The 22011-nt window shown below is 34.4% G+C and carries 18 protein-coding genes; 1 reads left to right on the forward strand and 17 read right to left on the reverse strand.

Features of this window, described 5'->3' with window-relative positions; all coding sequences use genetic code 11:
* Positions 1-107: 107 nt before the first annotated feature.
* From BHF70_RS12490 to BHF70_RS01835, 10 genes are all read right to left on the reverse strand, one after another.
* Complete coding sequence (locus BHF70_RS12490; protein ID WP_192846090.1) at positions 108-263, reverse strand: hypothetical protein; 156 nt, start codon at positions 261-263, stop codon at positions 108-110.
* Positions 264-378: 115 nt separating this feature from the next.
* On the reverse strand, positions 379-819 hold the full coding sequence (gene dtd / locus BHF70_RS01795; RefSeq protein WP_075758633.1) for a D-aminoacyl-tRNA deacylase: 441 nt from the start codon (positions 817-819) through the stop codon (positions 379-381).
* 8 nt (positions 820-827) lie between these two features.
* Positions 828-1586 (reverse strand): tRNA lysidine(34) synthetase, encoded by a 759-nt coding sequence (locus tag BHF70_RS01800; RefSeq protein WP_075758634.1) that lies wholly within the window; start codon positions 1584-1586, stop codon positions 828-830.
* A 149-nt stretch (positions 1587-1735) separates the two neighbouring features.
* Complete coding sequence (gene ilvC, locus BHF70_RS01805) at positions 1736-2752, reverse strand: ketol-acid reductoisomerase (protein WP_075758635.1); 1017 nt, start codon at positions 2750-2752, stop codon at positions 1736-1738.
* 69 nt (positions 2753-2821) lie between these two features.
* Positions 2822-3319, reverse strand: coding sequence for an acetolactate synthase small subunit (ilvN, locus tag BHF70_RS01810; RefSeq protein ID WP_075758636.1), 498 nt, complete (start codon positions 3317-3319; stop codon positions 2822-2824).
* Between the two features lie 171 nt (positions 3320-3490).
* On the reverse strand, positions 3491-4591 hold the full coding sequence (locus BHF70_RS01815; RefSeq protein WP_075758637.1) for an LCP family protein: 1101 nt from the start codon (positions 4589-4591) through the stop codon (positions 3491-3493).
* A 19-nt stretch (positions 4592-4610) separates the two neighbouring features.
* Positions 4611-5843 carry an LCP family protein gene (locus BHF70_RS01820; RefSeq protein ID WP_075758638.1) on the reverse strand — a complete coding sequence of 411 codons (1233 nt, stop codon included), beginning with the start codon at positions 5841-5843 and terminating at the stop codon, positions 4611-4613.
* Positions 5844-5945: 102 nt separating this feature from the next.
* Positions 5946-6857: a glycosyltransferase gene (locus tag BHF70_RS01825; protein WP_075758639.1), complete on the reverse strand. Its 912-nt coding sequence runs from the start codon at positions 6855-6857 to the stop codon at positions 5946-5948.
* A 17-nt stretch (positions 6858-6874) separates the two neighbouring features.
* On the reverse strand, positions 6875-9124 hold the full coding sequence (locus tag BHF70_RS01830; protein ID WP_075758640.1) for a DNA gyrase/topoisomerase IV subunit A: 2250 nt from the start codon (positions 9122-9124) through the stop codon (positions 6875-6877).
* A gap of 32 nt (positions 9125-9156) precedes the next feature.
* Positions 9157-11070 (reverse strand): DNA gyrase/topoisomerase IV subunit B, encoded by a 1914-nt coding sequence (locus BHF70_RS01835; RefSeq protein WP_075758641.1) that lies wholly within the window; start codon positions 11068-11070, stop codon positions 9157-9159.
* A gap of 157 nt (positions 11071-11227) precedes the next feature.
* Here BHF70_RS01835 and BHF70_RS01840 point away from each other — a divergent pair, with 157 nt between their 5' ends.
* Positions 11228-11893, forward strand: a complete 666-nt coding sequence (locus BHF70_RS01840; RefSeq protein ID WP_075758642.1) for a hypothetical protein — start codon at positions 11228-11230, stop codon at positions 11891-11893.
* 102 nt (positions 11894-11995) lie between these two features.
* Here BHF70_RS01840 and BHF70_RS01845 read toward each other — a convergent pair whose 3' ends face one another.
* The 7 genes from BHF70_RS01845 to BHF70_RS01875 all read right to left on the reverse strand — a co-directional run bounded on the left by BHF70_RS01845 (position 11996) and on the right by BHF70_RS01875 (position 21981).
* Positions 11996-12550 carry an RNA polymerase sigma factor gene (locus BHF70_RS01845; protein ID WP_075758643.1) on the reverse strand — a complete coding sequence of 185 codons (555 nt, stop codon included), beginning with the start codon at positions 12548-12550 and terminating at the stop codon, positions 11996-11998.
* A 133-nt stretch (positions 12551-12683) separates the two neighbouring features.
* Positions 12684-13682, reverse strand: a complete 999-nt coding sequence (gene fliB, locus BHF70_RS01850; protein ID WP_075758644.1) for a flagellin lysine-N-methylase — start codon at positions 13680-13682, stop codon at positions 12684-12686.
* Between the two features lie 14 nt (positions 13683-13696).
* The gene (locus tag BHF70_RS01855; protein WP_158024868.1) at positions 13697-14362 is read right to left on the reverse strand and encodes a SatD family protein; all 666 of its coding nucleotides are present in this window, start codon (positions 14360-14362) and stop codon (positions 13697-13699) included.
* A 63-nt stretch (positions 14363-14425) separates the two neighbouring features.
* Entirely contained in the window at positions 14426-15565 is a 1140-nt protein-coding gene (locus tag BHF70_RS01860; RefSeq protein WP_075758646.1) for a mannitol-1-phosphate 5-dehydrogenase, read from the reverse strand.
* A 148-nt stretch (positions 15566-15713) separates the two neighbouring features.
* Positions 15714-17591 carry a PTS mannitol transporter subunit IICBA gene (locus tag BHF70_RS01865; protein ID WP_075758647.1) on the reverse strand — a complete coding sequence of 626 codons (1878 nt, stop codon included), beginning with the start codon at positions 17589-17591 and terminating at the stop codon, positions 15714-15716.
* Positions 17588-19699, reverse strand: a complete 2112-nt coding sequence (locus BHF70_RS01870) for a BglG family transcription antiterminator (protein ID WP_075758648.1) — start codon at positions 19697-19699, stop codon at positions 17588-17590. The genes BHF70_RS01865 and BHF70_RS01870 overlap by 4 nt, the downstream gene beginning before the upstream one ends.
* 170 nt (positions 19700-19869) lie before the next feature.
* Positions 19870-21981, reverse strand: a complete 2112-nt coding sequence (locus tag BHF70_RS01875) for a DNA topoisomerase III (RefSeq protein ID WP_075758649.1) — start codon at positions 21979-21981, stop codon at positions 19870-19872.
* Positions 21982-22011: the final 30 nt, after the last annotated feature.

Genomic DNA, 22011 nt, shown 5'->3' on the forward strand with positions numbered 1-22011 from the left:
CTAAAAAGTCTCTATAGATTAACAAAAGAAACATTTTCCTTTACTTATCCCAGTATTGGAAAATGTTTCTTACTTTAATTCTTTTTAAATACATTTACTGATGATGTTTAGAAACTAATTCGATTCTTCTTTCTTAATAAATTAGCTCCGGTTACAATTAAAATGATTCCTGAAACGATCCCAAAAGTAATTGACAGTACTCCTAAAGCAATATTTCCTGCGCCTGATCTTTTCATCGTCAAATAAACTTTTTCCATATCCATGGCCTTACCTCCATTTTTTTATGTTATTTCTTTTACTATACAACGTAATGAAATGAGATACAAGGAATAAAAGATTATTTTTTGGTGTCCTGGTATTTAAAATATTCAGCCTCTATTACAGATTCTCCAGAAGAATAGTGAAAGGACCATCGTTTACCAGGGAAACTTTCATATCTGCACCAAAACTTCCTGTTTCTACAACAGAAAGTTTCTGTTTGCATTCAGCAATCATATATTCATATAAATCTTCTGCATGTTCAGGATCTCCTGCTTCAATAAAACTTGGACGATTACCTTTCTTACAGTTGGCATATAGTGTAAACTGAGAAACCAGCAAAAGCTGTCCATCTACATCTTTAAGAGAAAGATTTGTTTTCCCATTTTCATCCTCAAAAATGCGAAGCCCCAGCATTTTTTTAATATATTTATCAGCAGTATCCTTCGTATCATTCTGTCCTATTCCTATAAAAACCAGAAACCCCTTTTCGATTTGACCGATAACTTTTTTATCTACTGTAACAGAAGCTTCAGTTACTCTTTGTATTACTAGTTTCATATAATCTATTATTCCTCTCTTTTGCTTTTTGTTCGAATTCTTGGGGGATTTTTTTCAGGCCATCCTTGTAAATTTCCATCAATAATGGCTTTAAACATATGATCTTTTGCACCAGGATGATCTCTATCAAGCTGCTTAACAAGATCTTTTGCATATTCTCTCTTGGTATATCCATCCATTGGACAAGGACTTTTTGCAACCGGCAGTTCCATTTTATGCTGAAATCCAATAATATCTTCCTCGTCCATATACATTAATGGACGTATAACCGTTAAGTCCATACGATCCAGATAGGTCACGGGAGAAAAACAATGAATTCTGCTTTCGAAAATCATGGACATTAAAACAGTCTCTACCATATCATTTTTATGGTGCCCATAAGCAACCTTATTGCATCCTAATTCTTTAATCTTTTCATTTAATGCGCCTTTACGCATTTTTGCACAAAGAGAACAAGGATTCGTTTCTTTTCTACGCTTAAATACAATATCTGCTATTTCTGTAGAAACTACAGTATATTCTACATTTAATTTTCTGCACAAATCTTTGATTTTATCCAAATCAAAATTTCCAAATCCAAGATCTACGGTAATTGCATGAATATCGAACTTATTTGGATAAAATATTCTTAAATGTGCTAATGCATATAACAAAGTTAAACTGTCCTTTCCACCAGAAATCCCGACAGCGATTTTATCTCCTTCCTGAATCATTCCATAATCATCAACTGCTTTTCTGACACGGCTTAAAACTTGCTGTAATTTCAATCTTCTTTCCTCCTTCGTTTCCTATTTATCGTATCATATAGAAGAAAGGAGTTCAATCACATAAAGAAATTGATTAATGATGTAAATAATAAATATATATTATAAAAGCCCGAATTAAAATTCGGGCTTTTATGTATCGTATACCAAAATTAGTTGTTGATTAATTTATCTTCATTACTCCAGCTGTATAATTTACGTACTTCTTCTCCAACTACTTCTGATGGATGTTCTGCAGCTAATTTTCTCATAGCTTTAAAGTGTACCTGTGATCCGGCATCAGACATATCTAATAAGAAGTCTTTTGCAAATGTTCCATCCTGGATATCAGTAAGAATCTGTTTCATTGCTTTCTTAGTATCTTCTGTAATGATCTTTGATCCTGTAATGTAGTCACCATATTCTGCTGTGTTGGAAATAGAGTATCTCATTCCTGCAAATCCTGACTGGTAAATCAGGTCAACGATCAGTTTCATTTCATGGATACATTCAAAGTATGCATTTCTTGGATCATATCCAGCTTCTACTAATGTTTCGAAACCTGCCTGCATTAATGCGCAAACTCCACCACAAAGTACTGCCTGTTCTCCGAAAAGGTCTGTTTCTGTTTCTGTTCTGAAAGTTGTTTCAAGAACACCGGCTCTAGCTCCACCAATTCCAAGTCCGTACGCAAGAGCTAAGTCTAAAGCTTTTCCTGTAGCATCCTGTTCAACAGCTACTAAACAAGGAGTTCCTTTTCCTGCCTGATACTCACTTCTTACAGTATGTCCTGGTGCCTTTGGAGCGATCATTGTTACGTCAACATCTTTTGGAGGTGTGATACATCCAAAGTGAATGTTGAAACCGTGAGCGAACATTAACATGTTTCCAGCTTCCAGATTTGGTTCGATGGATTCTTTGTATAATTTTGCCTGTTTTTCATCATTGATCAGGATCATGATAATATCAGCTTTTTTAGCAGCTTCTGCAGAAGTATAAACTTTAAATCCCTGTTTTTCAGCTTTTTCCCAGGATCTGCTTCCTTCATACAGACCAATGATAACGTTACATCCAGATTCTTTTAAGTTAAGGGCATGTGCATGTCCCTGACTTCCATAACCGATGATAGCGATGGTTTTTCCATCTAAAAGTGATAAGTTACAGTCTTCTTGATAATAAATCTTTGCCATTTTTTTGCTACCTCCATTTTTTGGCTTTATAGTAAGGGCAAATTATCCCTGTACTGTCATAATTAATCATTACATTGTTGCAGGATTATCTTCACCTCTTGTTAAACCAGTCATACCTGTTCGAACAATTTCAATAATCTCAAAATCTTCAATCAGATTAATAAATGCTTCAATTTTGTTAACATTACCTGTTAATTCAATTATTAAGCTGTCTTTGGCAACATCAACAACTTTTGCTCTGAAAATATCAGCAATTGTAATGATTTCCTGTTTTTCAGCTTTTGAAGCTCTGACTTTTGCTAAAATTAGTTCTCTGCAAACAGATTCATTACTTTTTAATTCATAAATCTTCACTACATCTTCCAGTTTTGAAATCTGATTTTTGATCTGCATCAAAATCATATCATCTCCACTGACAGCAATAGTCATTCTGGTAAACTTCTCATCCTGCGTTGTACATGCTGTAATACTGTCGATGTTATAACCTCTTCGTGTAAATAAACCGGAAACACGGCTTAATACACCGGGAGTGTTCTCTACTAATATAGAAAGAACTATCTGTTTCATACTGCACATTCCTTTCTGTATACCTCTGTATTGCATGTATACAGGGTATCTATAACTTTTTTTATTCTACCAATTCTACCTATATGTGTCAAGAAATAATCCTGCGCTACAAGATTCTACATAAAAAATTCATTTTAATATTTTTTGTGTATTTTCATTCACTTTATTATACTATTTTTGTTTTTCAGTGGTACTGGATTCTTCAAAAATGCTTCCTGCATCTTCTTCCGCACGGTTACTGTCATAATGAGAATCATATCCAAAAGTCTCAATAGCATCTGTTCCACCATAATTTTTAGCAAAGTCCTGCTGTTTTCCCTGGTTAAACATAAAATATTTCAAAGCTTCCTGATTTGCTTTAAAGTTTACAAAAAACACAAACATTCCACTTTGTGCATTGCCAGGTTTATATGTATTCTCAATAGGAATTCTCAGCTGATCTATCTCTGTTGTTCCCATTTTTGCAACATTATAGATAAGTTTTTTTAGATAAGTGGCATCTATATCTGTGGAAACATCACCTAATGCATCTATTGCAATATCTAAAACATTCAGAGGATTCTGCTGAAGCATTTTATTAAAAGTTGCCTGCATGACAGCTCTTTGTCTTCCGGTACGTCCAAATTCTCCTACCCCGTATTTTTCAGAAGTGACATAGCGCACACGGGCATATCCCAGAGCCTGGTTTCCATTGAGAGTCTGTTTTCCGGCTTTAACATTACGATATTTTTTCTTGGAAATATAATTGGTTGAATTTAGATATTCTGCCTCTTTTTCCTCTAGTGTCATTTCAATGCCGCCTAATCGGTTGATAACCTTTTCGAAAGCTGATAAATCTACTACACAGAATTTATCAATTTTTATATTAAAGTTTTGGGCAAGAGTATCATAAAGCAACTGTTCTCCACCAAAAGCATACGCTGCATTTAGTTTATTTTTCCCATGATCTGGAATCTCAACATACATATCTCTTAAAAAAGAGGTGATTTTCAATTCCTTGGTTTTAAAATTCACTGTAGCAACCATCATACTATCAGAACGTCCATGGTCACCCTCTTCAGCACCTTGTGCACCATGATCAGAACCAATCAGAAGAATATTAACAACGTCTTTATCAAAATTCAGGTTTTCCTTATTTTCTGAAGTATCCAATTTTTTTCCAGGTTCAATCGCTGCCTCAAGTTTTGCATCGTAATAGCCAAGTCCACCACCCAATGTCAATGCAATTACCAGGAAAATACTAAATATAATAGTAAATTTCTTTGAAAACATATTTTATACTTCCTTTTCCTTATTCAGCTTCTGTTGCAGGTGCTTCTGTAGCTGGGGCAGCTGTTGTAGGTGCTTCCGTGGTTGGAGCAGCTGTTGTAGCTTTCGGTCTTGAGGTTGTGGTTGATTTTGAGGTGCTTGTGGATTCACTTCGAGTACTCTGTGTACTGCTGGTACTTCTTGTCTGGGAAGTATTATATGATGTTGAATCACTGTTAGAGGAACCTCCTGATGAAGAAGAATAACCTGAATATCCAAAGGTTTCAACTCCTGAAACTCCTCCATATTCTTTTGCCCAGTCTTCTTCTGTTCCTTTGTTAAACAGGAAATATTCTAATGCAGCTTTATTGGCATCAAAATTAATGAAGAAAACAAACATATTATTCTGTGCACGTCCCATTTTATAAGTGCTTTCCAGTGGAACTCTTAGCTGATCAATCTCTGTGGTTCCCATTTGGGCTACCTTAAGCACCAGACTTTTTAAATATTTTGCTGACATGTCTGTGGAGACATCGTTCAGTGCATCTAAAGCAATATTAGCTATCGTAACAGGATTTTGCTCCAGTACCTTATTAAGTGCTGCCTGCAAAACAGCTCTCTGTCTTCCCGTACGTCCAAAGTCTCCATCACCATATTTTTTAGAAACAACGTAACGTATACGGGCATATCCCAGAGCCTGATTTCCATTGAGGGTCTGTTTTCCGGCTTTAACATTGCGATATTTTTTCTTGGAAATATAGTTGGTTGAGTTAAGATATTCAGCCTCTTTTTCCTCTAATGTAATTTCCACACCACCAACTTTATTGATAACTTTTTCAAATGTTGAAAAGTCAACAACACAATAATGATCAATCTTTATTCCAAAATTCTTTGCAATAGTCTGATATAAAAGATTTACTCCTCCATATGCGTAGGCTGCATTCAGTTTATCATGACCATGTCCTGGGATTTCTACATACATATCACGCATCAGAGATGTTAATTTTAATTCTTTTGTTTTTAGATTTGCTGTTCCAATCATAATACTATCAGAACGTCCATGATCACCTTTGATTGCTCCATGGTCTGAACCAACAAGTAAAACATTGATAACATCTGCATCTGAAAGCAGATCACCTTCATTTTCAACAGTCAGTTTCTTTTCCTGGTTTACAGATGCTTCCAGACGAGCATCATAGTATCCCAAAATGCCTCCGGCAGCGATTCCAATAATTAGAAATATACTTAAAATTATCTTAAATTGTTTGATCCTCATTTGTGTCCTCCTAAAACTATCTACTAATAGTTAATTATTATACCATATAAACCGGGAAATCAATAGATGATTTTATTAAGTTTTCATGAAAAACGTGTGTCCTTATGATTCCCAATAGGTAGGATTCATTGTTAATTTTAATATCAGCCATTGCGGAAGTTCATGATAATTTCTTCCAAGCTTGAATCCTATATACTTACATCCTGTATGGATAATATATTTTGGAATGAGATATGCTTTACCTTTTGACAACAAATGTTTTAACGTTGAAATTACCATTTTAATACCTTCAGATTCGGATTTGACTTTTAAAAACAGTCCTCCATAATCCACCTGAGATACTGCCAGATCAAAATTTCTATGCAGCTGTTCCATTGCTTTGTAGTCATGCCAATGCCAAACTGCTGCATCAGCGACATAGGCAATTGCTTTTCCAGCTTCGATCATTTTAGATGCCATGATCATATCTTCATTGAATATTGTTTTGTGAATAAAACCACCCATAGCATCATAATCACTTTTTCTATAGGCACTACATACATTAGAGCAAAAAAATGTTTTAATTCCCAAAGTATCTAAATCATCTATAGTCTTTAATCTGCTTTCAGATGGATAATTGAAAATTCTGGTATAGTACTCAATATAGTTTTTTTTGGCATCTGCAAGTTGTCGCCCATATGCTGCGCCAACCTGAGAGTTTTCAAAAGCTTTTACCAGGTTTTCTACCACGTGTTTATCTTTTGGAATAGCATCGTCTGTCATAAACATAAGAATATCTGCATTGGATAAGGATGCTCCATAATCTCTGGTTTTTCCATGATCAAAATCTTTTTTTTCAATATGGTGAACTTCTACATTATCATATTCCTCAATCCATTGCTCATGGAAATACTCTTTTTCCGTATTAATGATAATAATTCGATCAGGTCTACGAGTTTGTACAGACAATCTTCGAAGAGATTCTTTAAATTTCTCTCCTGGTTTATAAGTTGGAATAATCAGATCAACTTTCATACATTTGTCATCCTTTCTTATCGTCGGATTTTAGAACCTTTTGTATCTCGTTTAGCAAGCTTTAATTTGTTAAACTCTAATTTTTTCTTTTTATATATGATAGAATTAATATTTTCGATTCCCATGACATAAATATTTGTTATTTCATCATCTTGTAACAATTTCATTCCACGCACACCTAAAGCACCTTTTTTCTTTGTAGGAATTTCATTGAGCAAGAATTTCAGAAAAATGCCTTCTTTTGTTTGAAGGACGATTTTTTCTTCAGGATCTGCTGCAGCTACCGGCACAACTGCAATAAGTTCATCTTCTGATAATTTTGTTGCAGTAACGGTTCTTTTTGTAACCTTAAATTCACTTCCGTCGACAATTTTAAGCATACTTTTTGCCGTTGCAAACAACAGTTTCTCATGAATAATATTTTCTGCAGCTATTACGGTGACAATAGATTCTTTCGAACTGTCATAATTTCCAAGATTATCAATAGGTGTACCCTTATCTCTATATTTTCCAGCTGGAATATCCAAAGCTTTTATCTGATGCATAGTTCCCTGATTTGTAAAAAAACAAATTTTATCTGTATTCATACATGGCACAATGTATTTATAATCTTTCACCACATTTTCTTTATTTCTTTCATAAATCGCTTTATCAAAAGTCTTGGAATACCCAAACCGATCCATTACAAAGTAAATCTGCTCCTCTTTTAATGGTGCTTCCACATACACAGCTTCTTTTCCATTTTCAATAAGGGTCTTTCTTGGACGGGAAAATTCTTTTTTTATTGCATCAAGCTCTTTTCTGATTACCTTCTTCATGGAAGCTGGATTCTCAAGAATATCCTCATATTCTTCTATTTTAGCAAGAATTTCTTCATATTCTTCCTGGAGAGCAAGAATTTCCAGACCAATCAATCGATATAATTTCAAGTCAAGGATTGCTGTTGCCTGTTTATCTGTAAATTTAAGTTTTGTAGCTTCTATCATAGAATCTGAAGATTTAAATCGGATGTTTCCAGTGTCTCCTTTTGTCAGACATGCCTTTACTTCTTTCTGATTCTGGCTTCCGCGGATAATCTCAATAATAAGATCAATCATATCACATGCTTTGATTAAACCTTCTTTAATTTCACGTTGCTCATATAATTTGTTCAGTAATGTAAGATATTTTCTTCTATTAACTTCATAATGAAATTCTGTATGATGAGCAATAATATCTCTAAGGCTTAAAGTTTCAGGTTTACCATCTACGATTGCCAGCATATTAACTCCAAATGTGTCTTCCAGCTTTGTTTTTTTATACAGGAGATTTTTCAGTCGTTCAATATCTGTACCTTTTTTTAATTCCAGAACAATCCGAATACCATCCTTTGATGATTCATTGGAAATATCAATAATATCTGTGGTCTTCTTTGTTTCAATCAGACTTACTACATCTGACAAAAATTTTGAAATATTATTTCCAATCATAGTATATGGTATCTCAGTGATAACCAGTTTATCTTTTTCTCCTCTTTTTTTCCCAGGTTCAAAAACAATTTTTCCTCTTAATTTCAGTTTACCAGTACCTGAGGAATAAATATCAAGTAATTCTTTTTTATTTACTACAAGACCTCCCGTTGGAAAATCTGGACCAGGAAGATATTCCATAAGTTCTTCATTGGTAATACTTTCTTTTTTCATATAAGCTTTTACAGCATCTACCACTTCTCCAAGATTATGAGGTGGAATGCTGGTCGTCATTCCTACAGCAATTCCATCAGCTCCATTTACGAGGAGATTCGGTATTTTAACTGGAAGCACTTCTGGTTCTTTTTCTGTTTCATCAAAGTTAGAGACAAAATCCACAACATTTTTATCTAAATCTGCCAGATAAGCTTCCTGCGTAATTTTTTGAAGTCTTGCTTCTGTATAACGCATAGCAGCTGCTCCGTCACCTTCTATAGAGCCAAAATTTCCGTGACCATCAACCAGTGGAAGCCCCTTTTTAAAATCCTGGGACATTACGACAAGTGATTCATAAATAGAGCTGTCTCCATGGGGGTGATATTTACCCATAGTATCTCCAACAATTCTTGCAGATTTTCTATGAGGTCTGTCGTATCGAAGCCCAAGCTCATTCATTGCATACAATACACGTCGTTGTACGGGTTTCAAACCGTCTCTTGCATCTGGAAGTGCTCTGGAGCAAATAACGCTCATGGCATAATCAATATAAGATTTTTGCATTACTTCAGAAAATTCTGCTTTTATAATCTGTTCTGACATAACAATTCCTTTCTGATCATTTTACAAAAAGACTAGATATCTAAAGTTGCATCATTTGCATTTTCATAGATAAACTGTCTTCTTGGCGGAACATCACTTCCCATAAGCATGGAAGTAACATCGGATGCCATTCGTGCATCTTCTATCTCAATCTGTTTTAATGTTCTTGTTTCAGGATTTAATGTTGTTTCCCATAGCTGCTGGGCATCCATTTCTCCAAGACCCTTATATCTCTGTAATGTAAAGGACCCTTTCTGTCTGGCACGATATTTTGACAGTGCTGCATCATCATACAAATACATTTCCTGTCCTTTTTTAGGGATTACTTTATAAAGAGGAGGTGTTGCCAGATAAATATGTCCATGAGAAATCAGTTCTGGCATAAATCGATAAAAGAATGTTAATAGGAGGGTTGCAATATGCGCACCATCTACATCAGCATCCGTCATGATAATAATCTTGTGATAACGTAATTTACTGATATCAAAATCGTTCCCATAACCTTCTGAAAATCCACACCCAAATGAATTGATCATTGTTTTAATTTCTGCATTTGCCAGTACTTTATCCATAGTTGCTTTTTCAACATTTAATATCTTACCTCTGATTGGAAGAATGGCTTGAGTTTTCCTATTTCTGGCTGTTTTGGCTGATCCGCCTGCGGAATCTCCTTCCACAATAAAAATCTCACATTCCTGTGGTTTACGGCTTTCACAATTGGAAAGCTTTCCGTTACTATCGATAGATAGTTTCTGTTTTACAAGCATATTTGTTTTGGCTTTTTCTTCTGCTTTACGGATTTTGGCAGATTTTTCTGCACATGCAAGTACTTTTTTTAAGGTATCCAGATTTTTATCAAAAAACAGGACAGCTTCTTCTCCGGTTATTTCCCCTACAGCTTTTCCTGCATCAGGATTATCAAGTTTGGTCTTTGTCTGACCTTCAAATCTTGGGTCTGGATGTTTTACAGATATAATAGCTGTCATTCCATTTCTAACGTCTGTTCCCGTAAAATTGGCATCCTTGTCCTTCAGTATTCCGATTTCTCTTGCATATTGATTCATTACAGCTGTAAACTTAGCTTTAAAACCTGTTATATGAGTACCACCTTCAATGGTGTAAATATTATTACAAAATCCTAAAATATTTTCTCCAAATTCTTCTGTATATTGAAAAGCTATTTCTGCCTCGATTCCATCAACTGTTCTCTTAAAATAAATAGGTTTATGAAGGACATTCTTTCCTTCATTCATTTTCTTTACATAAGCACAGATTCCTTCTGGTTCATGATAATCAACAGTAGTTTCTTCACCTTTTCTTCGATTAATATAATGAATTGTTAGCATTGGATTCAAGTATGCTGTCTCATGAAGACGATTTCGTACCATTGCAGCTTTAAAGTAGGTTTTATCAAAAATTTCCGGATCCGGCAGAAATTGTACTTTAGTTCCTGTATCTGATTTCCGGCATGATCCTATGACTTTAAGCGGACTTATTATTTTACCTTGTGCATATTTTTGCTGAAACACTTTTCCATCTTGTTTTATGGTAACTGTAAGCCATGTAGACAGAGCATTTACAACAGATGCTCCCACTCCATGGAGCCCTCCGGAAATCTTATATCCGCCATCACCAAACTTTCCGCCGGCATGAAGCATAGTAAATACCATCTCTACTGCAGGCATTCCGGTTTTCTCATTTATTCCAACAGGAATTCCACGTCCATTATCTGATATTACAGCTGTGCCATCATCTTCCAGTGACACGGTAATATCATCACAATATCCTGCAAGAAATTCATCAACTGCATTATCAACTATTTCATATATTAAATGATTCAGACCTTTTGTAGAAACACTCCCTATATACATACCGGGACGCTTCCTTACAGCTTCCAATCCTTCCAGAACAGAAATACTGTTGGCATCGTATGTATTCTTTACCATTTTAGATAACTCTCCTCCTCACTACTAAAAAAGTAATTTTCAATAGTTTATCATAGAAATTTTAGATTGACAAACCGATGATTATAATCGACTCAAGTTGACATTATACCTCAAAAATTTTATAATTACAAAGGAATAAAAGAAAGGAAAAAGCAAAATGAAAAGTATGATTTTAAAAAAAGCTTTAGCATGTGTTATTTTAAGCTCTCTGCTTTTATTTTCTCTTAACGGATGTGGGGCCAGAAACATCAAAGATCCTGATAAGACTATGGATGCATTTTATCAGATGATGATTTATCAGGACTGTAATGCTATGACTGATCTTGGAATTGATGCAAAAGAATCAAAGGCTACTGTAGAGGAATATCAGTCTGCAATGATTTCAACTTTTCAAAAAGAATTCTCTGCAGCAGGTGTTGCCATTACTAAAGATCAGGCTAATGATATTCTGGATGCTATTAAGGATAAATTCAGTCAGTTGGATTATAAGATCTCTATTCTGAAAGAGGGAAAAAAAGAAGCAACTGTAAGAGTATCAAGCCACTATATTGATTACCTTAAAATCTTCAAAGAAGCTAAAATAGAAACTATCAACCAATTAAAGCCACAGCATATTGAAAAACTCTCAGATGCAAAGAAACAGTTAGTATCAAATATTATAACAGGATTTCATAATGCAGAGATTTCATCTAATATGCACAGTAAAATCTTTCATCTGAAACTTCAAAAAATCAAAACCGGAAAAGAAACGGTGAAAGTATTTTTCCCAACAGATTATGAGAAAACAGGTTCAGATTTAATCAGATTGGTTACAAAACAGTAAGTAAAAAAAGCGGAGTGTTTTTTATTACATAGAAAATTCAAAGAAATTTCCTATGTAACAAAAATAAAGGTCAATGGTATCATTAAACCATTGGCCTTTTGTTTATTCTATATATTCTCCATCTTCAATCAGAAGCTTTTTTAAATTCTTTCTGGCATCATGACACCTGCTCTTTACAGTACGTTCTGACATTTGAAATAAATCTGCAATTTCTTTGCACTTAAATCCGTATACGTATCGAAAGATTAATATGTCCCTATGATGTTCAGGCAATTTTGCAAATTTTTCTTTCAACAGATGCAGATCAATCATCTGAAGATAACCATTGACTGGATCTTCCACATAATCACCTTCATCACCGTCATCATAAACCAGACTCTCATGTGCATTTTTCTTTTCTGATTCGATAAGAGAGTATGCAGTATTTTTGACCATTGCCTTTAGAAAGTATTGTACTTCATTCTCTGGAACATTTAAAATACTATTGGGATATAACAATGCCTTTTCAAATACTGTCTGCACAATATCCTCTGCCAAATCCGCATTCTTCACATATTGTTTTGCAACGTAAAATAATCTCTTTGAATATGAAACATATAATTGTTCTATGTATCTAACTGTCTTTTTACCTACAGGTTTTCTTTTTCTTAGTTTCATTAATAATCTTCTCTCTCATTTTCAATTTTTACACTTATGCACTATCATTATAAAGTTATATGTACTAATTGTAAATAAGCCAGTGAAAAAATCTTCATATTATTACCAGTTTTTTTATATTTATGTTAAGTTCTTAAAAAGATTCAAATAATATTTCGTCAAATATAATTTCCTGATTTTCATCTGAATATTCGACTTCTTTGGAATAAAGCCGTGGGATATCTTCTTTTATTAACCCCATATTATTTAAATCATTTTCCTGAATAATACGAGCAATTATATGACAACTAATAACTGCAAATTTTACTTTATCAATCATGTTTTTATCATTTATAGCATGCATAAAATGTCGATAAATAAAATAAACAAGAAGCTGTTCATAAAAGATGTCATTGATTTGTATATTCTTTTGTGAATCAGTATTCATTAAAAGCTTCTTCCATGTATCATCCAGGATTTCCAGATTTAATAAGATTGTTTTCCATTGTTTCCAGGACTCTGCAGACGAAGCTTTCTTCCAATGCTTTTGTGTGTTGTCCTGTATATTTATTTCAATCAGATCTAAAGAATGTTTTCCCTGATTTACATAATTTTGCATTTTTTGTGTAAATTCCAGCATAAGGTTAATTCTTTGGCTCATATCTAGTTTCCTATTTTGCAGAATCTCAAATATTTTATTCCTGACATAAAAAATAAACATTTCTTCAAGATTTCCCAAATTATTTCCAGTTTCTAAAAAAGAAACAGGTTCTTTTTGATTTAATATAAGATCTGCAGCTACTTCACAAGACAATCCAATGCCTATTTCTTTTATATCTGCAAATTCATTATAAAATCTTGGATGATCTGTACATATCTGACACAGATGATTTTCTCCCAGTTTAGTAAAAATATCACACAAATTATTTTTATTAAGGAAAGCGCAGCGCCCTTTTTTATCCATTTTAAAGTATGCTGAATCTTCATGAATGATATTATCACATAGTCTTTTGCCAAATTCTCCTTCTACCTGATAGTAATCTTTCAGTGTTTTATCATCGATGTCAATTTCCCATCCTATACAACAATTATTTTTACATTTTGATCCAATACACGAAAAATCTTTATAATAATCTGGTACTCTATATTTCATATCGTTCCTCATTTCTAATGAATCTGCTCAAATGCTTCTGAAAAGTGTTTGATAACTTCATCATAAGTATAAAAATCTGCGTTGGCAAGTCCTTTTTGTACACTTGATTGCGTAATTCCAAGTCTTTTTGCACAGGCTGTCTGTCCGTCATGAAATTCCATATAATCTTTTATAATCTCATGTTGTCTTCTACTCCACCTTTGTTTCATGGAAGTCAGCAGCATAAAAGACATATTCAGTACACTGGTTACTGCTTCATTATCTCCATCACAGATAATATGGTAATTACTTCTTGCAGTTGCACTTTTCATATTTTTTTCTTTTAAGTATTCAATTGCTGTCCATGCATTTTTGAAAGCTTTATTATCAGCTTCCCATAAAGCCGTTTGAGACAAAGTATGCGATGATTTTCCTATCCCGATTCCCCAAATGATTTTTAATGGATATATTTCTTCTTCCAATCCCATTAATATTTCCATCAAATGACTTCCACAATTAAGAAGACCATGAAATTCATCTTCATGAATCATCTTCATGGGTTTTACAAAATCTTTTGAATACTTTTTATTATACCTTTCCAGACTTTGGCTGATTTCCTTATGACAGCCTTTTTTTTCTGCTATCCCTATAATTGCAATATATGGCTCAAAATAAAAAAGGAATAATTTTCTTTTATTCATTATATTAAACATAAAGAAAGGGAGCTGGAAATTTCCAGCTCCTTCTTGGATTCATTTTATAATTTATAATGTGTTATAAATATCTACTACCTGTTCTAATACTGTTTCATTATTAATTCCTGAAATCTCTTTCAATGCGTCTTTTACTCCAAGAGTTTTGATCTTATCCTGAAGTTCTACACTCTGAGGATCATCGGCATTATTATATTTTAATGCTGCTGCAATTCCTGTAAGTAATGCATCTACTGGAAGATTATATTCCAATGCTGTCATTGTAGGTTTTGCCAATCTATCTGTTGCACTTAATTTTCTTAATGGTTCTCTTCCTACACGTGCAGTATCATCAACTAAATATGGATTTTTAAAACGGCTGATAATCTTTTCAATATATTTGAAATGTGCCTCTTTATCAAATCCATATTTGTTTACAAGAGCCATTCCACTCTGTTCCATGGCTTTCTTTACAATTGTGTAGATTTCTTCATCTGCAATACTTTCATCAATTGTTTTGTAACCTTTATAATTTCCAAGGTATGCTGTAATACAATGACCTGTATTTAATGTAAATAATTTTCTTTCGATGTATGCCATTAAATTATCAGCAAGATTCATTCCTTCAATTTTTGGAACTTCTCCTTTGAAAGAAGCCTCTTCTACATTCCATTCGTAGTAGTTTTCAACAACCACATCGATTGGATTATCCAGGCGTACCGGAGGTACAATACGGTCTACAGAACAATCAGGGAATCCCACATATTTATCTGCATATGATTTTTCATCATCATTTAAATGCTCATAAACAGCTTCTTTTAACTGAGAACTTCCTTTAATTGCATTTTCACATGCGATAATGTTTAAATATGCTTCGGAACCAGCTTCTTTTCTTGCAATAATTCCTTTTGCAACAGATGGTGCAATAATTGGAAGAATTCTTAATCCTACAGCTGTTGTAATGATTTCAGCTTCTTTGATTTCATCAATCAATTCTGGTTTTGTAGAATTTACACCGCTAATATCTGTAATTACCTGTTCTTTACTTTCCACATCTTTTACAAAGATTGTATATTTTCCATCTTCATTGATTTTATCAATGATTGTATCATTAACATCTGCAAATACCACATGATATCCGGCTCCGGAAAGTAAACCTCCGATAAATCCACGTCCAATGTTTCCTGCTCCGAACTGTATTGCTTTCTTCATTTTGCTCCTCCTTTTTGAAAAAAAATTCTGATTTCAACTTAAATTCAATCATTTTCGGTTATTTTCGTTCAATTTTGATCAATTTTGAGTATATTAAAAGTGCATCTATATAAAGTGATGCACTTTTAAATAAATACGGAAGTTTTTCCTACTTGAAAATTTCCATGATTTCATCAACATTCTTTGTTGTCTTCATCATTTCCAGACATTCTGCATCATCAAGAACTTCTGTAATTCTTCCTAAGATTGATAAATGTTCATCTCCAACACCAGCGATACCGATGACTAACTGTGCTTTTTCTCCGCCAAAATCAACGCCATCTGGATACTGAAGAATAACGATACCGCTCTTTTTAACTTTGTTTTTTGCATCTATTGTACCATGAGGAATTGCAATTCCCATTCCCATGTATACAGAAGCTTCTTCGTTACGTTTTATCATTGCCGGAATGTATTCTTCATCTACATATCCTAATTCATTTAACAACTTACCAGCAGCTGTGATTGCATCATTCATAGGAACTGTTTTTAATCCGGTTTTAATACCTTCTTCTACTAAAATCTTGCTGTTGGCTGTTATTGTTTCTTCTGCTGCAGAAGCTGTTTCTTCTACTGCTGGAGCCTCTGATTCAACTGATGTTACCTGAGCATATAACTGATCTAATTGAGGGTCAGCAAGGAAGTTTCCGATGGTAACCATCTGAGCCTGTGGTGCTGCTTTTACTGCACGATCAACTAATATTTCCTGTACAACTGCAATATCACAATCAGCAGGGATATTATCTACAGATGTGTTTGTAACTGTGATATCAGGACGTTGTCCTTTGATACGATTACGGAATTTTGTTGCACCCATTGCAGATGATCCCATACCGGCATCACATGCAAAGATAATCTTCTTGATTTCACCAGCTTTTTTAGGTTCACCATTTGATGCAGGAACAGTCATTCCTTTTGATTCTGCTTTTGCAGCAGCCATATCATTTTGTGCTTCTTCTAAGCTCTTACCGTTTGACATCTTAATAATTGGTGAAGCAACAAGGAAAGATACTCCAGCTGCGATTAAAACACCAATCAGTGTAAATAAAATCTGACTCTTAGGTGACATTGACAGATAAGTGATAATGGAACCTGGAGAAGCAGGTCCTACAAGACCACATCCTGTAATTGTAAACCATGCAATTGCACAAACATTACCAGCGATTGGTGCAATAATTACCAGTGGATTCATCAATACATATGGGAAGTAAATTTCATGAATACCACCAAATAAATGGATGATAATTGCTCCAGGAGCTGAATCTTTTGTTGTTTTATCTTTACAGAATAACCAGTATGCAACTAATACACCAAGACCTGGACCTGGATTAGGCTCTAACATGTACATGATAGATTTACCAGCCTGTGCTGCCTGTTCGATTGCGATTGGTGTAAAAATACCGTGGTTAATTGCATTGTTCAGGAACAATACTTTTGCAGGTTCGATAAAGATTGCTGCCAATGGAAGCATTTTCGCTTTAATCAATACATTTACACCTGCTGTTAAGATTGCTAAAATAGCACTCATAAATGGTCCGATTAAGTAATATCCGATAATTGCTACAAGCATACCAAGGATACCAACAGAGAAGTTATTGATTAACATCTCAAATCCAGCTGGCATACGAGTTTCCATAAATTTATCAAATTTCTTGATAACCCATCCAGCGAAAGGTCCCATAACCATGGCGCCCATCAGCATCGGCTGTCCGTCTAAACCACCAACACCGGCAATACAACCCATAACGGCAATTGCACCCATAACACCGCCACGATCTCCACCTACCATTTTACCACCAGTATAAGCAATTAATGCTGGTAAAAGGAAATACAGCATATAAGGCTGAATAGATGCAAGTTTTTCATTAGGAAGCCATCCATCAGCAATAAATAAAGCTGTGATAAGACCCCATGCGATAAATGCACCAATGTTTGGCATAACCATGGCACTCAAAAATTTACCAAACTTTTGTACTTTGTTCTTCATGTTTGTGTTCCTCCTTCTTTTCCCTTTCTTCTCATGATCTTTTCATAGTAGTTTCCAAGGCATATTTCCAGCTGTGCCTCAACAGCATTACGATTTTTATTCATCAAATATGTAATAATCTGATCTTTTTCAGCCAGGGCACCGCTGATTTCACTCATAATCTCCCTGTATACTGCATGATTATTTACAGATGGGATCAACATAATAATTGCTCCACAGATTGTCTGTCCTCCCTCACTGAAATCCTGTTTCAATGAAATATATCCAAATCTACAGTGCTTCACACCTTTTGTTTCACAATGCAAAAACAGTATATTTACAGTTGGAATATAGGTTGTGGAAATATCCTCTCTCTTCTTCAAATCCCTTTTGATCATATCTGCAAGTTCCTCACTCCTTGCAAATAAATTTCCAGCACACATAATCAAATTTTCTTTACTTTTTACGGATTCTTCTGAAGATATTTTGATATTATCCAATACCTGTAATATTTCCTGTCCAAGAAGCACCATATAATCAATGTCAGCTCTTCTTATTTTATGTCTGCTTTTTGCCTGTTTTTGCTTCTTTAAAGGTTTTGATTTCTTCACTCCCTTTAATGCTTTTCGAATCAGAAGCTTATCTGGTTCCGGAAGCACTGAATTTACAAATACATTGGGAAATGAAGTCTCTAACTCTGCTGTTGAAATAATAAGGTCAATATTCTGCTCTTCAAGTTTGAATGGATCAATATCTGCTGTTGAAATAATCTGTCGTACCATAATTTCAGGAAATTCTTTTTGAAGATGCACAGAAAGCATATGTGATGTTCCTACTCCATGAGGACATGCTATACAAACTGATACTTTTTCTTCTTCTGCATACTTCTTTTCCATAGCAACAGAAAAATATAGTGCGATAAATCCTAATTCACCTTCTGAAATTTGATCAACTTCCAGTTCATTTTTAAGAAATTCACAAGCTGTAATAGTTGCTTCATAGATTTCTTTATATTTTTCTTTCAGTATTTCAAGATGTCCATTTTCTGTAAACAGATTCATCTTTATTCGATTTAATGCCGGTCTCATATGGTTACATAAACCATCAATCAGCACAGGATTATCTAAAAAATCTGTTTCCAGCAACTTCTCCATGTTCAGAACAATTTTTATTACAATTTGTCTGACATGAAAGTTTTCTTCGTCATATTTACTGTCATTCTTATTTTTCCATATTTTTGCACATAAAAGCTGAAGTGTAATATTATAAACTTCTCCATCAGAAACCTGATTTCCTGTCAGCATTCCGATTTTACTGCCAATCCAATTAGCAACCTGACATTCTGGAAGGTGCATCATGGACAATAAATCTTTTCCGTCTTCCCTGATTTCCCATCCTCTGCTGATCCGGCAAATCGTAAGAATAAAATATAAGGATAAATGAATTTCTGATCGTTCAGTATACTGAATATGCAAAACATTTTGAGTCTCTCTGATAATCAGCTGTACTTCCTGTAAAATCTGTTCACTTAATCCATGAAATAATTTTTCTTCTGGAATTTCATCATTGTCCAGCAAGCTTTTTAAATGTTTATTTGTCAGCATTCTTCTTAAAAGAATGATAACCGTCTGGCGGAAATCTTCTTCTTTGCCTTCCCAATAGATTCCGATTCCTGCTTTTCTATACAGTCTCAGATTATAATGATTTATCCATTGTTCTATCTCATCCAAATCATTAGTAAGTGTTCCATCTGAAATATGAAAAAGGGATGTAAAATAAAAATATTTTAATGGTTGGTTTTCTGACAAAATTTCCAGTAAAATCCTATCCTGGCGTTGACTTTTCGTATAACCAGACTGATTCTGATCCATCTGAAGAAGTTCCTGAAGGAATTGTCTCGTTTCCTTATCCTCGTCTACATAAAGACCTACTCTAGGTTTTTTTACAAGATGAAAATCATTTTCTTCAAACCATGCATCGATTTGATTCATCTCTCTTAGAATTGTACGTGAGCTGAGTTTTAACTTCTCCGAAATAGCTTGAACTGTTACGGGATTATCTGCTGTAAACTGAGCCAGTATTTCAATGATCATTTTTTGTCTCTGGGTTAATCCGGATTTTTTTTTCAATTATTTCCACCCCTTTCATGTATAATTATATATATATGTTCGCATCTGCACAACTAATTGATATAGCAATTTTGTCTGTATAAAATAGTGACATGAAATGGTGACATTTTTGAATCATGACACAAAAAAATCCCCTTTCGCAAAACCAAAAGGGGATTTGAATAAATTTTTTAAAATTTTATTTTTGAAAGAGCTTCCGCAAATGCATTATTAATTGGTGCTTCTGACTCTTTTTGCTGTTTTTTCAGATAGCGATTTACTTCTTTCCTGCTCATTCCAGCTCCTTCTTTTTTCTTTCGTTCCTGGAATGCAGATAATTTTTCTTTGTGTCCACATATACAAACAAATTTCTTATTATCTCCTTCTCCTACCAGTTCCATCTTCTTATGACAAACAGGACAGCGAGCATTAGTTGTTTTAGACACGGTTTTTTTATATCCGCAGTTTCGATCCTGACAAACCAGAAGTTTTCCATGTTTTCCTTGAACTGAGAGAAGGAATTTCCCGCATTCCGGACACTTATGACGGGTTACATTATCATGGCGGAATTTTCCATCAGATGATTTAATGTCCTGGATCAATGCTTCTGTATAATTCCTGATTTCTTTCATGAATTTCTGATCATTTTCTTTTCCTTTGGAAATTGCTGTAAGCTTCTGTTCCCAATCTGCCGTCAGATCAGCTTTTTTCAAATCATCTGGCACCAGCTCAAGAAGCTGCTTCCCTTTAGAAGTAATAATAATATCGTTACCCTTCTTTTCTAATAAATAACTTCGAAATAATTTATCAATGATATCCGCTCTGGTGGCAACAGTTCCCAGTCCTTTTTTATCCATCTGATCAATTAATGTTCCTTCTGTATACCTGGCAGGTGCATTTGTTTTACCCTCTGTCATTAAAATTGAACCTACTATATACTGTTTTCCTTTGGCTGGAAGTTCCGGAATTTCGGTAATGATATTTCCATCTTTTTCTTCTTCCTGATAAAGTTCCTTCCATCCAGGATTTTTCATTAATATTACTTTTGACCGAAGACGTTGTCCCTGGATTTCTCCATAAATCTGAATCTGCTCAGAAATTGAAGGTTCCATAAGAACAGCCATAAATCTTTTTACTACCATATCATATATTTTCCTTTCATCTGCCGACATGGAAGATAACTGCACATATTGTTCAGTAGGAATGATTGCATGATGATCAGATACCTTTGCATTATTTATAAAACGTTTATTAGATTTTATATCTTTTCTCATTAATTTTGCTGCTGCTTTTTTGTATGGACCAACACCACATGCTTTTATTCTTTCTTTTAAGGTATCTGTCATGTCACTGGTCAGATACCTGGAATCTGTTCTTGGATAAGTCAGAACTTTATGATGTTCATAAAGAGACTGCATAAGATTTAAAGTCTGTTTTGGTGAAAATCCATATTTTCTGCTTGCCTCTTTTTGCAAGGTAGTCAGATCATACAGCTCTGGTCCATAGGATTTCTTCTCTTTCCGACTGACTTCTTTTACAGTTAGATTACCGCTTTTTAATACTTTGCCAATCTCTTCTGATTTCTTTTTATCAAATATTCTTTGATTTCCATTGGAATTTTCCCATATAAAGCTCATACCAGAGGCTGTCACTTTCCATCCATAATATATCTCTGGTTTAAAAGTCCGGATTTCCTTTTCACGTTCTTCAATCATTGCCAATGTTGGAGTTTGGACACGACCACAGGATAGCTGTGCATTATATTTGCAGGTTAAAGCTCTGGTTGCATTGATTCCAACAAGCCAGTCTGCCTCTGCACGTGATCGTGCTGCACGAAAAAGCGCATCATAATCTTTTCCGTTTTTTAAATGGGCAAACCCATCCTTGATTGCCTTGTCTGTTACAGAAGATATCCATAAACGATAAATTGGTTTCTTATTACCAGACATCTGCAAAATCCATCTTGCCACCAGTTCACCCTCTCTTCCGGCATCTGTCGCAATAACGATATCAGAAATGTCATTTCTTAATATCAGCTTTTTCACTGCCTGAAACTGTTTTGATGTCTGACGTAATACTGTAAGCTTCCAATGCTTTGGCATCATAGGCAAAGTTTCCAAATTCCAGGTTTTGTATTCATTACCATACTGTTCAGGATCAGCCAGAGATACGAGATGTCCCAGTGCCCATGTGACAATGTAGTTCTTCCCTTCAATATAACTATGTGATTGGTTATTACATCCCAGTACCCTTGCAATATCCCTTGCAACAGATGGTTTTTCAGCTAAAACAAGTCGTTTCATTGTTATTTCCCTTCCTAAACTGGTATTTTT

The organism is Anaerostipes sp. 494a, assembly GCF_001940315.1.
Classification (GTDB): Bacteria; Bacillota; Clostridia; order Lachnospirales; family Lachnospiraceae; genus Anaerostipes; species Anaerostipes faecalis.

Bases quoted from the DNA above. Each gene is read 5' to 3' on its own strand.
- BHF70_RS12490 (WP_192846090.1), bottom strand. From the start codon at position 263: ATGGATATGGAAAAAGTTTATTTGACGATGAAAAGATCAGGCGCAGGA.
- dtd (WP_075758633.1), bottom strand. From the start codon at position 819: ATGAAACTAGTAATACAAAGAGTAACTGAAGCTTCTGTTACAGTAGAT.
- ilvC (WP_075758635.1), bottom strand. From the start codon at position 2,752: ATGGCAAAGATTTATTATCAAGAAGACTGTAACTTATCACTTTTAGAT.
- ilvN (WP_075758636.1), bottom strand. From the start codon at position 3,319: ATGAAACAGATAGTTCTTTCTATATTAGTAGAGAACACTCCCGGTGTA.
- BHF70_RS01815 (WP_075758637.1), bottom strand. From the start codon at position 4,591: ATGTTTTCAAAGAAATTTACTATTATATTTAGTATTTTCCTGGTAATT.
- BHF70_RS01820 (WP_075758638.1), bottom strand. From the start codon at position 5,843: ATGAGGATCAAACAATTTAAGATAATTTTAAGTATATTTCTAATTATT.
- BHF70_RS01825 (WP_075758639.1), bottom strand. From the start codon at position 6,857: ATGAAAGTTGATCTGATTATTCCAACTTATAAACCAGGAGAGAAATTT.
- BHF70_RS01830 (WP_075758640.1), bottom strand. From the start codon at position 9,124: ATGTCAGAACAGATTATAAAAGCAGAATTTTCTGAAGTAATGCAAAAA.
- BHF70_RS01835 (WP_075758641.1), bottom strand. From the start codon at position 11,070: ATGGTAAAGAATACATACGATGCCAACAGTATTTCTGTTCTGGAAGGA.
- BHF70_RS01840 (WP_075758642.1), top strand. From the start codon at position 11,228: ATGAAAAGTATGATTTTAAAAAAAGCTTTAGCATGTGTTATTTTAAGC.
- BHF70_RS01845 (WP_075758643.1), bottom strand. From the start codon at position 12,550: ATGAAACTAAGAAAAAGAAAACCTGTAGGTAAAAAGACAGTTAGATAC.
- fliB (WP_075758644.1), bottom strand. From the start codon at position 13,682: ATGAAATATAGAGTACCAGATTATTATAAAGATTTTTCGTGTATTGGA.
- BHF70_RS01855 (WP_158024868.1), bottom strand. From the start codon at position 14,362: ATGAATAAAAGAAAATTATTCCTTTTTTATTTTGAGCCATATATTGCA.
- BHF70_RS01860 (WP_075758646.1), bottom strand. From the start codon at position 15,565: ATGAAGAAAGCAATACAGTTCGGAGCAGGAAACATTGGACGTGGATTT.
- BHF70_RS01865 (WP_075758647.1), bottom strand. From the start codon at position 17,591: ATGAAGAACAAAGTACAAAAGTTTGGTAAATTTTTGAGTGCCATGGTT.
- BHF70_RS01875 (WP_075758649.1), bottom strand. From the start codon at position 21,981: ATGAAACGACTTGTTTTAGCTGAAAAACCATCTGTTGCAAGGGATATT.